This window comes from Actinomyces sp. oral taxon 171 str. F0337 (assembly GCF_005696555.1).
Classification (GTDB): Bacteria; Actinomycetota; Actinomycetes; order Actinomycetales; family Actinomycetaceae; genus Actinomyces; species Actinomyces oris_E.
This window is the reverse complement of sequence record NZ_CP040005.1, coordinates 2,301,879-2,315,651: the sequence shown is the minus strand read 5'-3', so window position 1 is coordinate 2,315,651 and position 13,773 is coordinate 2,301,879. Positions and strand designations below refer to the sequence as shown.

5 protein-coding genes are annotated in these 13,773 nt (G+C 69.6%); 4 read left to right on the top strand and 1 reads right to left on the bottom strand.

The window, feature by feature from the left end:
• Positions 1-57: 57 nt before the first annotated feature.
• Together rpoB and FBF36_RS09935 are read left to right on the top strand one after the other, a co-directional pair.
• Positions 58-3,579 carry a DNA-directed RNA polymerase subunit beta gene (gene rpoB / locus FBF36_RS09940; RefSeq protein ID WP_034491910.1) on the top strand — a complete coding sequence of 1,174 codons (3,522 nt, stop codon included), beginning with the start codon at positions 58-60 and terminating at the stop codon, positions 3,577-3,579.
• Between the two features lie 179 nt (positions 3,580-3,758).
• Complete coding sequence (locus tag FBF36_RS09935; protein ID WP_009395460.1) at positions 3,759-7,712, top strand: DNA-directed RNA polymerase subunit beta'; 3,954 nt, start codon at positions 3,759-3,761, stop codon at positions 7,710-7,712.
• A 115-nt stretch (positions 7,713-7,827) separates the two neighbouring features.
• On the opposite strand, the gene FBF36_RS09930 is transcribed toward FBF36_RS09935, so the two are convergent.
• Positions 7,828-8,784 carry a DUF4862 family protein gene (locus tag FBF36_RS09930; RefSeq protein ID WP_009395461.1) on the bottom strand — a complete coding sequence of 319 codons (957 nt, stop codon included), beginning with the start codon at positions 8,782-8,784 and terminating at the stop codon, positions 7,828-7,830.
• 148 nt (positions 8,785-8,932) lie between these two features.
• On the opposite strand from FBF36_RS09930, the gene FBF36_RS09925 reads away from it, so the two are divergent.
• Both FBF36_RS09925 and FBF36_RS09920 read left to right on the top strand, forming a co-directional pair.
• Entirely contained in the window at positions 8,933-11,356 is a 2,424-nt protein-coding gene (locus FBF36_RS09925; RefSeq protein ID WP_138137463.1) for a sialidase family protein, read from the top strand.
• A 72-nt stretch (positions 11,357-11,428) separates the two neighbouring features.
• Entirely contained in the window at positions 11,429-13,675 is a 2,247-nt protein-coding gene (locus FBF36_RS09920) for a beta-galactosidase (RefSeq protein ID WP_138137461.1), read from the top strand.
• The last annotated feature ends 98 nt before the right edge of the window (positions 13,676-13,773 follow it).

Genomic DNA, 13,773 nt, shown 5'->3' with positions numbered 1-13,773 from the left:
AAGCCAGTGCCCGCGGTGTGCGTTGTGTGATCCCCGATCTGAGGGAAGGATCCCCCTTTGGCTGCCTCGCGCACCTCCGCACCCACTGCTGCTGACATCGCCGCCCGTACCGCGTCGCGTCGTATCAACTTTGCCAAGATCGCTGAGCCCATGCAGGCTCCGAATCTGCTTGCCCTTCAGACCGAGAGCTTCGACTGGCTCGTCGGTAACGAGAGGTGGCGCGAGCGGATGACCGCCGCCAACAAGGCGCACCCGGGCTCCCTGCCCGAGACCTCCGGTCTGGAGGAGATCTTCGACGAGATCTCCCCGATCGAGGACTTCGGGGAGACCATGGCCCTGTCCTTCCACGACCACCGCTTCGAGGAGCCGAAGTACACGGCCGAGGAGTGCCAGGAGAAGGACCTCACCTACTCCGCCCCCCTCTATGTGGTGGCGGACTTCGAGAACTTCTCCACCGGTGAGATCAAGTCCCAGACGGTCTTCATGGGCGACTTCCCGCTCATGACCGACAAGGGCACCTTCATCGTCAACGGCTCCGAGCGCGTCGTCGTCTCCCAGCTCGTGCGCTCGCCCGGCGTGTACTTCGAGCGCACCACCGAGAAGGCCACGGACAAGTACGTCTACAACGTCAAGTTCATCCCCTCGCGCGGTGCCTGGCTCGAGTTCGAGATCGACAAGTCCGACCGCGTCGCGGTGCGCATCGACCGCAAGCGCAAGCAGGACGTCACCGTCTTCCTGCTGGCCCTGGGCATGGACGAGTCGGAGATCCGCAAGGAGTTCGCCGACTTCCCGGCCCTGACCTCCGCCCTGGACGAGGACCGCAAGATCACCACCCAGGACGAGGCGCTCCTGGACATCTACAAGAAGATCCGCCCCGGTGAGCCGCCGAGCGTCGAGGCCGGGCGCACCCTGCTGGAGAACTTCTACTTCAACCCCAAGCGCTACGACCTGGCCAAGGTCGGCCGCTACAAGATCAACAAGAAGCTGGGCCTGGCCTCGGACCTGACCGAGTCGACCCTGCGGATCGAGGACATCGTCGCGGCCCTGCGCTACCTGCTGGCCCTGCACGCCGGCGCCGAGACCGTTGAGGGTGTGCGTGACGGCGAGATCACCGAGATCGCCGTCGAGTACGACGACATCGACCACCTGGGCAACCGCCGCATCCGCGCGGTGGGCGAGCTCATCCAGGCGCAGGTGCGCACCGGTATGAGCCGTATGGAGCGTCAGGTGCGCGAGCGCATGACCACCCAGGACGTCGAGGCCATCACGCCGAACACGCTCATCAACATCCGGCCCGTGACGGCCGCGATCAAGGAGTTCTTCGGCACCTCCCAGCTCAGCCAGTTCATGGACCAGAACAACCCGCTGGCGGGCCTGACCCACAAGCGCCGCCTGAGCGCCCTGGGCCCCGGCGGCCTGTCCCGTGAGCGCGCCTCCATGGAGGTCCGTGACGTCCACACCTCGCACTACGGGCGCATGTGCCCCATCGAGTCCCCCGAGGGCCCCAACATCGGCCTCATCGGCTCGCTGGCGACCTTCGGGCGCATCAACCCCTTCGGCTTCGTCGAGACCCCCTACCGCGTCGTCGTCGACGGCCGGGTCACCGATGAGACCCACTACCTGACGGCCGACGACGAGGACCGCCACGTCATCGCCCAGGCCAACGTCACCCTCACCGAGGACGGCCACTTCGCCGAGGACCACGTCCTGTGCCGCGTCACCGGCGGTGAGCCGGCCCTCGTGCCCTCCTCGCAGGTGGACCTCATGGACGTCTCCCCGCGCCAGATGGTGTCGGTGGGTACCTCCCTCATCCCCTTCCTCGAGCACGACGACGCCAACCGCGCCCTCATGGGCGCCAACATGCAGCGCCAGGCCGTGCCGCTCATCCGCCCCGACGCCCCGTTGGTGGGCACGGGCATGGAGCGGCGCACCGCCGTCGACGCCGGCGACGTCCTCGTGGCAGACAAGGCCGGTGTCGTCACCGAGGTCTGCGCGGACTTCGTGCGCGTGGCGAACGACGACGGCACCGAGAACGTCTACAAGGTCGCCAAGTTCCGCCGCTCCAACCAGGGCAACTGCTACAACCAGCGGGTCGTGGCCGCCGAGGGTGAGCGCGTCGAGGTCGGTTCGGTCCTGGCCGACGGCCCCGCCACCAACGAGGGAGATCTGGCCCTGGGCCAGAACCTCTTGGTCGCCTTCATGACCTGGGAGGGCCTCAACTACGAGGACGCCATCATCATCTCCCAGCGCGTGGTCGCCGAGGACATGCTCACCTCGATCCACATCGAGGAGCACGAGGTCGACGCCCGCGACACCAAGCTGGGCGCCGAGGAGATCACCCGCGACATCCCCAACGTTTCCGAGGAGACCCTGGCCAACCTCGACGAGCGCGGCATCATCCGTATCGGCGCCGAGGTCCGCAGCGGTGACATCCTCGTGGGCAAGGTGACCCCCAAGGGGGAGACCGAGCTGACCAGCGAGGAGCGCCTCCTGCGCGCCATCTTCGGTGAGAAGGCCCGCGAGGTCCGCGACACCTCCCTGCGCGTGCCCCACGGCGAGTACGGCATCGTTACCGGCGTGCGCGAGATCGACGCCGCCTCAGACGACGCCGAGCTGCCCGCGGGCGTCAACCGCATGGTGCGCGTCTACATCGCCCAGCGCCGCAAGATCACCGTGGGTGACAAGCTCTCCGGCCGTCACGGCAACAAGGGCGTCATCTCCAAGATCCTGCCCGTGGAGGACATGCCCTTCCTGGCCGACGGCACCCCGGTCGACGTCATCCTCAACCCGCTGGGCGTTCCCAGCCGTATGAACGTCGGTCAGGTCCTCGAGCTGCACCTGGGATGGGTCGCCTCCCGCGGCTGGGACGCCACCGCCGCCCACGAGGCCGGCGAGGCCTGGACCGCCAACCTCCCCGAGAACGGCATCAAGGCCGAGCCCCGCACGCCTGTGGCCACGCCCGTCTTCGACGGTGTGAGGGACAACGAGCTCATGGGCCTGCTGAACTCCACGCTGCCGACCTCCGACGGTCTGCAGCTGGTCGAGCCCAACGGTAAGGCGCGCCTGTTCGACGGCCGCTCCGGTGAGCCCTTCCCGTACCCCATCTCGGTGGGCTACATGTACATCCTCAAGCTCCACCACCTCGTGGATGACAAGATCCACGCCCGCTCCACGGGTCCGTACTCCATGATCACCCAGCAGCCGCTGGGTGGTAAGGCCCAGTTCGGTGGTCAGCGCTTCGGTGAGATGGAGGTGTGGGCCATGGAGGCGTACGGCGCCGCCCACGCACTCCAGGAGCTCCTCACCGTCAAGTCCGATGACGTCAACGGCCGTGTCAAGGTCTACGAGGCCATCGTCAAGGGCGAGGACATCCCCGAGCCCGGCATCCCCGAGTCCTTCAAGGTGCTCATGAAGGAGATGCAGTCGCTGTGCCTGAACGTCGAGGCCCTGGACGCCGAGGGCGTCGCCATCGCCCTGGACGACACCGACGACGACGGCTCGCGCGCCGCCGAGGAGCTCGGCTTCGACCTGGGCCGGCGTCCGGGCGGGGCCATGGCCTCCACGGTTGACGAGATCTGAGTGGCCACCGCCTGGTGACGACTTCGTGACAACTTCATCGAGCCCCGGTTGAGGGCGGGTGGCCCACCCGCCGCCCGCCCTCCCACCAGGCTCGCAGGCGCCGTCGGAGTCATGGAACAACGACGACGGAACGCCCCCAGACCACCACCTGATGAGATTCACCATCGGAAGTAGGAACTGTGCTCGACGCCAACGTGTTCGACAGGATCCAGCTCGGCCTCGCCACCGCGGAGGACATTCGCTCGTGGTCCCACGGCGAGGTCAAGAAGCCCGAGACCATCAACTACCGCACCCTCAAGCCAGAGAAGGACGGCCTCTTCTGCGAGAAGATCTTCGGCCCCACCCGGGACTGGGAGTGCGCCTGCGGCAAGTACAAGCGCGTGCGCTACAAGGGGATCGTCTGCGAGCGCTGCGGGGTCGAGGTCACTCGCTCCAAGGTGCGTCGCGAGCGCATGGCCCACATCAAGCTCGCCGCGCCGGTCACCCACATCTGGTACTTCAAGGGCGTCCCCTCGCGCCTGGGTTACCTGCTCAACCTCGCGCCCAAGGACCTGGAGAAGGTCATCTACTTCGCGGCCTACATGGTCACCGAGGTTGACGAGGAGGGCCGTCACGACGACCTGCCCTCGCTGCGCAACGAGCTGGAGGTCAAGAAGAAGCACCTCGAGGAGTCCGGCCAGGCCGAGGTCGAGGCGCGCCAGCAGCGCCTCGAGGAGGACCTCGCCCAGCTCGAGTCCGAGGGCGCCGAGGCCTCCCAGCGCGACAAGCTCCGCAAGACCGCTGAGCGTGAGATCACGGCCATGCGTCGCCGCAACCAGCGCGCCCTGGAGCACATGGACAAGGTGTGGGACCGCTTCGTGAGCCTCAAGGTCGGTGACCTGGAGGGTGACGAGGTCCTCTACCGCGACATGGTCGCCGACTACGGCATCTACTTCAAGGGCTCCATGGGGGCCGAGGCCATCCAGGCCCGCCTGCGCAGCTTCGACCTGGAGGGTGAGGCCGCAGCCCTGGCCGAGATCGTCGAGAACGGTACCGGCCAGCGCAAGACCCGCGCCATCAAGCGCCTCAAGGTCGTCAACGCCTTCCGCATGACCGGCACCGCCCCGGAGTCGATGGTCCTGGACAACATCCCGGTCATCCCACCGGACCTGCGCCCCATGGTCCAGCTCGACGGTGGTCGTTTCGCCACCAGTGACCTCAACGACCTCTACCGCCGCGTCATCAACCGCAACAACCGCCTCAAGCGGCTCATGGACCTGGGCGCCCCGACGATCATCGTCAACAACGAGAAGCGCATGCTTCAGGACGCCGTCGACGCCCTGTTCGACAACGGCCGCCGCGGCCGCCCGGTCACCGGTGTGGGCAACCGCCCGCTGAAGTCCCTGTCCGACATGCTCAAGGGCAAGCAGGGCCGCTTCCGCCAGAACCTCCTGGGCAAGCGCGTGGACTACTCCGGCCGCAGCGTCATCGTCGTCGGCCCCCAGCTCAAGCTGCACCAGTGCGGTCTGCCCAGCCAGATGGCCCTGGAGCTGTTCAAGCCCTTCGTCATGAAGCGGCTCGTCGAGCTCAAGGAGGCCCAGAACGTCAAGGCCGCCAAGCGCATGGTCGAGCGCGCCAACCCCAAGGTCTGGGACGTCCTGGCCGAGGTCATCCGCGAGCACCCCGTGCTGCTCAACCGAGCCCCCACCCTGCACCGCCTGGGCATCCAGGCCTTCGAGCCCCAGCTCATCGAAGGCAAGGCCATCCAGCTGCACCCGCTCGTGTGCGGCGCCTTCAACGCCGACTTCGACGGCGACCAGATGGCCGTCCACCTGCCGCTGGGCGCCGAGGCGCAGGCCGAGGCCCGCATCCTCATGCTGTCCTCCAACAACATCCTCAAGCCCTCCGACGGGCGCCCCGTGACCATGCCCAGCCAGGACATGATCATCGGCACCTACTACCTCACCTCCGACCCCGACCCGGCGGTGGAGGTCGAGCGCGACGCCGAGGGCAACGAGATCGTTCCGGCCTTCTCCTCCTTCGCGGAGGCGGTCATGGCCTACGACTTCGGCAAGCTCCACGTCAACGCCGCCTGCGACATCCGCTTCGAGGAGGGCATCTCCGCGCCCGAGGGCTGGCAGCCGCCCGAGGACTGGAGCGAGGGGGACCCGATCACCCTGCGCACCTCGCTGGGCCGGGCCCTGTTCAACACCTCGCTGCCCGAGACCTTCCCCTACGTCAACTACATCGTTGACAAGAAGCAGCTGGGCAACATCGTCAACGCCCTGGCGGAGAACTACTCGCGCGTCGAGGTCGCCGCCTCCCTGGACGCCCTCAAGGCCAACGGCTTCTACTGGTCCACCTGGTCCGGTATCACCGTCGCCTTCGCCGACGTCGTCTCCCCGGAGGCAAAGCAGGAGATCCTCGTCCGCTACGAGAACGAGGCCGCCGAGATCGAGGAGCAGTTCGAGCTCGGTGCCCTCACCGAGGACGACCGCTACGCCTCGCTCATCGACATCTGGACCAAGGCCACCGCCGAGGTCGCCGAGGCGATGCGCGAGAACTTCCCGCAGCGCAACACCGTCTACCAGATGGTGGTCTCCGGGGCCCGAGGCAACTGGGACCAGATCCGCCAGCTCGCCGGTATGCGCGGTCTGGTGGCCGACCCCAAGCAGCGCCTCATCGAGCGCCCGATCAAGTCGAACTACCGCGAGGGCCTGAGCGTCCTGGAGTACTTCATCGCCACCCACGGCGCCCGTAAGGGCCTGGCGGACACGGCGCTGCGTACCGCCGACTCCGGCTACCTCACGCGTCGTCTGGTCGACGTATCCCAGGACGTCATCGTCCGCGAGGAGGACTGCGGCACCCGCAAGGGCCTGACCAAGCGGATCTTCTCCTGGATCGACGCGGGTGACGAGCGCATCAAGGAGCCCTCGGAGATCCTGGGCACCACCGTGTTCGGCACCACCCTGGCGCGCGACGCCATCGACGCCGAGGGCAACCTGGTCATCGAGGCCGGCGCCGACCTGGGCGACGCCGAGATCCGGGCCGCCATCGACGCGGGCATCGAGGAGATCACGGTCCGCTCCGTGCTCACCTGCGACTCCAACGTCGGCACCTGCGCCGCCTGCTACGGCCGCTCGCTGGCCACCGGGAAACGCGTCGACATCGGTGAGGCCGTCGGCATCATCGCCGCCCAGTCCATCGGTGAGCCCGGTACGCAGCTGACCATGCGTACCTTCCACACCGGTGGTGCGGCCGGCGCCGCCGACATCACCCAGGGTCTGCCCCGTGTGCAGGAGCTCTTCGAGGCCCGCACTCCCAAGGGCGAGGCCGCCGTGGCCGAGGCCGCCGGCACTCTCAAGATCGAGGACGATGCCGACGGCAAGCGCCTGGTGATCACCCGCGACGACGGCGAGGAGGACGTGATCGTCCCGGTCTCGCGCCGTCAGCGCCTGCTGGTGGGCGACGGCGACCACGTCGAGCCCGGGCAGGCCCTCACCGAGGGACCGGTCGACCCCAAGAAGGTCCTGCGTCTGCGCTCAGTGGCCGCCACCCAGCGCCACCTCGTCGAGGAGGTCCAGGAGGTCTACCGCTCCCAGGGCGTGGACATCCACTCCAAGCACATCGAGGTCATCGTGCGCCAGATGCTGCGCCGCGTGACCGTGCTGGACTCCGGGGACACCCGCCTCCTCCAGGGCGACCTCGTGGACGTCATGCACTACCGCGCCGAGAACCGCCGGGTCATGGCCGAGGGCGGCAAGACCGCCACCGGCCGTACCGAGCTCATGGGAATCACCAAGGCCTCGCTGGCCACGGACTCCTGGCTGAGCGCCGCCTCCTTCCAGGAGACCACGCGCGTGCTCACCGAGGCCGCCATGAATGGCAAGTCCGACCCGTTGCTGGGCCTCAAGGAGAATGTCATCCTCGGTAAGCTCATCCCCGCCGGCACGGGCCTGGCCCGCTACTCCGACATCGAGGTCGAGCCCACCGAGACGGTCAAGGCCGAGGTCTTCTCCCGCGTGGACCTGGGAGACGGCGTCTTCGGCGAGTCCGTCGCCCTGGACGACTTCCACTTCGGCGGGGACCTGCGTGCGGACTTCTCAGAGGACTTCCGTACCGGCTTCTCCAGCAGCGAGGACGTCGAGTTCTGATCGAGCCCTCACCAGGCCCACGGGGCCTCAGGCTCGTATAGCGTTCGGCCCGCTCCCCGGCAGGGGAGCGGGCCGAACGTCGTATGAGGTCGGGTGGAGAGGAGCGGAGCGGGACTCAGACCGTGAGCATGGTCTCGCGCAGGCGGCCGATCCAGGCGAGCTTCTCCTCCAGGGAGGCGTTCGCCGGAGTGTTGATCTTGAGGCCCTCGTAGACCTGGGAGCCCCCTGCGGCCTGCATCGTGGCGGCCACCCGCCCCGGCGTGAGCCAGCTGGTCGGCTCGTGCTCGGCCAGCGGCAGGTGAGCGTCGGCCCACGCCCAGGCCCACTGCGTCTCCTCGGGACCGGCGCCGGAGATCATGACACCTCCCAGCCGGCCGGCCTCCACGAGCTCGCGCACGTGGCTCTCCGGGGTGGCCGGGTCGTGGGTCTCGATGACCGAGCGGCCCCAGTTGACGGTGATGAGCGCCGAGGTGTCCCGGCAGGCGGCGATCTCCTGGGACAGCGACAGGAAGGCCTTCTCCGAGGGACCCACACCGCCCTCGGCGTCGCAGTGCTCCACGATCATCCCCAGGTTCCGGGAGGCGAAGTCCTCGGCCAGCTCGCTCAAGGAGGCGTGGAAGGCCTCGGCGCCGGCCTGATGGTGAGGCGCCGAGTGCAGCTCCACCCGGGTGATGAGCTGCTGGCCCGCAGCCTCGTGGAGGCGGTCGACCGCCTCGAGCAGCGAGCGGGTGTAGGCCAGCGCCTGGCCGCGTCCATCGTCGTCGGGGGAGGCCAGGCCGAAGGCGGGATCGGCCCCGGCACGTCCCATGGTTCCCGGAATCGCCGTGACGACGCACTGGGTGAAGCGCCCCGCCAGCTGCTCGACCAGCCATGGCGTGGGCGCGTCGAGCGCCTCCCGGAAGGGCAGCTCGATGCCGTCGACCCAGCCGAGGTCGCCCAGGGCGGCGTAGAGGGCAGCAGCCCCGCGGCGGTCCTCGTCATTCGGGGGAAGCATGGGGTAGGCACCGACGACGAAGGGTACGGCGTTGGGCTCGGCGGGTTTCTCAGTCCGATTCTCTGAGGTGGCGGACATGTGGTCTCCTTGAGGTTCTGGGATCGTGCTACAGTGCGCGATACATCAGACATCATATGACTGGATGTGCGGTGACGCACCGTCGCGCACGGCACTGCCGGTCGCACAACGCCGGTGGAGAGCTGATGCCGGCATTAAGGACATCCCCATGCTCTTCGATCTCACCGCATCCGAGACCTCCTTCCTGAGTCTTGGCGAGCATGATGTCGCTGCCCTGGCCGCCTGCAGGCAGGGCACGATTCTTCTCGATGTCGCGGCCAGGGCCGACGCCACCCTCATCGTGCTCACCGGCACCAGGGGACGGATCACGTTGTCCCTGCGCGCAGGCCGCCTCGACGGTGAGCAGGTCCTCGGCGCGGACGGTGCCCCGGAGGACGGCCCTGGATCGGGGGGCGAGGGAGGTGCCCAGCGGCGGGTACTCGATGCCGAGGACGCCCTGGGCCTGGATGACGGCCGCCCCCACACGATCGCCTTGACCGTCAACGAGACCGGCACCCACCTCTACGCCGACGGCTACGAGTGCTTCTCCACGACGCTGCCGGCCTTCCTCGCCCAGATCGGGCTGACCGATGTCGTGATCGACCCCGACGGGATCGCCACGGTCACCCGCCTGGCCGCCTGGGACGAGCCGCTCAGCGACCGCGCCGTCATGGCCCAGTCCCTGGCCGCCACCCCACTGGTCCAGTTCGCGGCCAGTGAGCTCTCCGCCCGCGACGCCCGCCGCACCGGAGCCCTGTCCGCCGGCTCTATCCGGGCACTGTTCCGCACCCGCGGCCGCGGCCAGGCCGGCACCATCATCGCCGCGAGCGGCCAGGGCGGCACCCTCCACCTCGACATCGACGCGGGAGGCCTGACCTACCGCGTGCTCCCCGGTGAGGACTCGCCCGAGGGCGAGCCCCTCCTCGAGGCGTGCGCCCCGGGCCACTGGGACGACGGGACCTGGCACGATGTCGTGGTCACCTCGGGGCGCGGCGCGGTGGAGATCCACGTCGACGGCTACCAGGTCGCCCTCACCCCCGGCAGCGCCTTCCTGGCCGACATCGCGCCGGTGACGCGCGTCGTGGTGGGGGCCGACCTGGACGGCAGGCGCCTCTTCGGCGAGGCGCAGACCGCCATGGTCTACGACGCCGCCCTCACCGACGCCCAGATCAAGCGCCTGGCCGGGGCCGCCCCGCTGCCCACGCGCGCCCTGTTCGACACCGGCTACCACGGCGCCGAGTCCTACCGGATCCCCTCCCTGCTCGCCCTGGACAGCGGCGTCATCCTGGCCGGCGCTGACCAGCGCGTCTCGATCCCCAACGACGCCCCCAACGACATCAACCTCGTCATGCGCCGCAGCCTCGACGGCGGGACCACATGGGAGGAGATGCGCACCCTGCTCAGCCTCCCGGGCACCGGGGCGCTGGGAGCCAGCCTCATCGACTCCGTCCTGGTCCAGGACCGCTCCAGCGGACGCGTCATCTGCCTGGTCGACCAGTTCCCCGGCGGCATCGGCCAGCCCAACGCCGCAGTCGGCACCGGCTTCGACGAGCTGGGGCGCCGCGTGCTGCACAACCGCGACGGCGAGCTGTTCGCCGTCGAGCCCGACGGCAGCGTCCTCACCGCCTCAGGTGAGGCCACCGACTACCGCATCGTCCTGAGTGACGACGATGCAGCCGGGGCCCGCGCAGGTGACGTGCTCCTCGGCGGTCGGGCGGCCGGCAGCATCTACCTCGCCCACGAGCAGGCCCCCGAGGACTGCCTCTTCCAGCACCGTGGTTCCCACTTGCTCATGATCACCTCTGACGACGACGGCGCCACCTGGTCAGAGCCGATCGACATCACCGCCCAGGTCAAGACCGACTGGATGTGCTTCCTGGGAACCGGCCCCGGCAACGCCATCCAGCTGACCGCACCGGAGCACGCCGGACGCATCCTCGTGCCCGTCTACTACAGCCACGAGGCCGGTGGCACCGCCTACCTGTCCTGCGCCGCCATCTGCTCCGACGACGGCGGGACCACCTGGACCCTGGGGGCCTCACCCAACGACGGACGTGAGGTCCTGGGCGCCGTCGTCCACTCCCGGGACCTCGCCGACGAGCGGGCCAGCCTCTACGAGTCCGTCCTCGTCGAAGGATCCGACGGCGCCGTGCACGTGTGGGCCCGCAACCAGCACCCCTCGGGGAGGGTCGCCCACGCCGTGTCCCACGACGGGGGCTTCACCTGGGGCGAGGTCGACTACGATGAGCAGCTCCCCGAGATCTTCTCCCAGCCCAACGCCATCGCCGTCACCGGTCTGGAGCGCGCAGCGAGCGTGGGGGACGGCGACGGCGCGGCCGGCCGGGGGATCGTCTTCGCCAACGCCTCCCGGATGCTGCCCTTCCGCGGGTGCGGCGTCCTACGGCTCAGCCAGGACGACGGCGCCACCTGGCCCCACAACCGGGTCGTCAACCCGCGCCACTACGTCTACCAGTGCATGGCCCAGCTGCCCAGCGGTGACATCGCCCTGCTGTGGGAGCGCGAGTGGCAGGGGCTCTTCCTCACCACCGTGCCGCTGGCCTGGCTGACGAGCTCGCGCTCGACCATCAGCTGAGCCCGCACGGCCCCGCCGACCCGGGTGACCGCGGTGCACGGGGTAGGGGAGAGGTTGGGGGAGAATCGCCCCATGACGATTCCCTCGCCCTCAGCCTCCACGCCCCGAACAGAGCAGGCACCGGGCACCGCCACGCCCCGCCTCGCCCCGCACGAGCTGCTGGGACTGGCCAGCCCCGCCTACGGCGGCGACTACAACCCCGAGCAGTGGGACGAGGCCACCCTCGCCGAGGACCTCGAGCTCATGACCGAGGCCGGCGTCAACCTGGTCTCCTTAGGGATCTTCTCCTGGGCGAGCCTCGAGCCGCGCGAGGGCCGCTACGAGCTCGACTGGCTGGTGGAGATCGTCGACCGTCTCCACGAGGCAGGCATCGCCGTCGACCTGGCCACCGCCACCGCCTCACCGCCCGCCTGGATGGCCACCGACCACCCCGAGTCCCTGCCGATGAGCGCCGACGGTGTGCGCCTGGGCGTGGGCTCGCGCCAGCAGTACTGCCCCAGCTCGACCGTCTACCGGGAGCGCTCCGCGGCCCTGGCCGCGGCGCTGGCCGAGCGTCTGGGTGACCACGCGGGCGTCGTCATGTGGCACATCGGCAACGAGTACGGCTGTCACACCGCCGAGTGCTTCTGCCCCGCCTGCGCCCGGGCCTTCCGGGCCTGGCTGGCCGAGCGCTACGGTGACGTCGAGCGCCTCAACGCCGCCTGGGGCACCGACTTCTGGTCCCAGCGCTACACGGACCTGGAGCAGGTCGCCCCGCCCGCCGCCATGCCCACCTTCCCCAACCCCGCCCAGATGCTGGACTGGAGGCGCTTCAGCGACCACCAGCTGCGCAGCCTCATGGAGGCCGAGGCCCGCATCCTGCGGGAGCGCTCGAAGCGGCCGGTGACCACCAACTTCATGGGCGACTTCCCGGCCACCGACTACTGGCGCTGGGCCGAGTCCCTCGACGTCATCTCCGACGACTCCTACCCCGATCCCGCCGACCCGGCAGCCGCCCACGAGGTCGCCTGGGCCGGTGACCTCATGCGGGGCCTGGCCGGCGGACGTCCCTGGATCCTCATGGAGCAGGCGCCCAGCGCCGTCCAGTGGCGCAGGCGCAACTCCCCCAAGCGTCCCGGCCAGCACCTCCTGTGGTCCCTGGCGCGCGTGGCCCACGGCGCCGACGGCGTCCTGCAGTTCCAGTGGCGTCAGTCCCGTCAGGGCGCCGAGACCTTCCACTCCGGCATGGTTCCCCATGCCGGGCGCGACAGCCGCACCTGGGAGGAGACCGTGGCCACCGGGCAGGCGCTCAGGCGGCTCGGACCGGTCCTGGGGGAGCCGGTGCGGGCCGAGGCGGCCGTCGTCCTGGACTGGGAGAGCCAGTGGGCGCTGAGCACCGCCATCGGCCCGGTCGAGGTCGGTGAGCGCTTCGAGGCGGCCCGCGCCTGGCATCGCAGCCTGTGGGAGGCCGGGATCGCCACCGATATCGTCCCGGTGGGCCGGAGACTGGACGGCTATCGCCTCATCATCGTTCCCGCAGTGTTCATCGACCGTCCCGAGCTCGCCGGGCACCTGGAGCGGGCGGTCACCGCGGGCGCCCAGGTCGTCGTGGCCGGCCCCACCGGGGTCGTTGACACCGGCGCGGGCGCGGTCCTGGGCGGATACCTGGGAGCCCTGCGGCCGCTGCTGGGGGTGCGGGTCACTGATCACGCCGCCCTGACCGGACCGGTCGGGCAGTCCGATCCCCGTGGCGCGCTCGTCAGCCGCCTCAGCCGCGCCGTCGGGACTCCCGGCTCAGAGACCTGGGTGGGACTGGAGGCCGTCAGTGAGCCCCTGCGCCGGGTCCTGGAACGGATGGGCACGCCGGCCCCCGATCTGCGTGCCGGTGGTTGGGCCGAGGAGCTTCGTGTCGACGCGGGGTCCAACGAGGCACCCCAGGATGCTCAGGCCGGTCAGGACCGGGGGACGGTTGAGGTCGTCGCGGTCTTCGACGGCCGCGGCGGGGGAGCGGATCTGGCCGGGCGCCCCGCCGTCACCCGGCGGACCGTGGCGGGGGCGGGAGCGGGCTGGTACGTGGCCGCCGACCTCGACTCCCTCAGCCGGGCCGCCCTGCTGAGACTCGTGTGCGCGCACGCCCGGGTGCGGCCGGTCGTGGCCGACCTGCCCGACGGCGTTGAAGCCCAGCGGCGCGGCAAGGTTCTCTTCCTGCTCAACCACGGTGACCGGGCCGCCGAGGTGGTTGGAGTCATGGGCACGGACCTGCTGACCGGTGATGCGTGCACGGGCCATGTGGTCCTGTCCCCGCGTTCGGCGCTCGCAGTGCGAGACAACATGCGGTGAGTCACCGCACGAGGACCTGAGGCTCCTCGTGCCTACGGCGTCGGTGGCGTAGCCTCGGGGACAGAGACCCAATCGATACCCCCCCGTGGCAAGGAGCC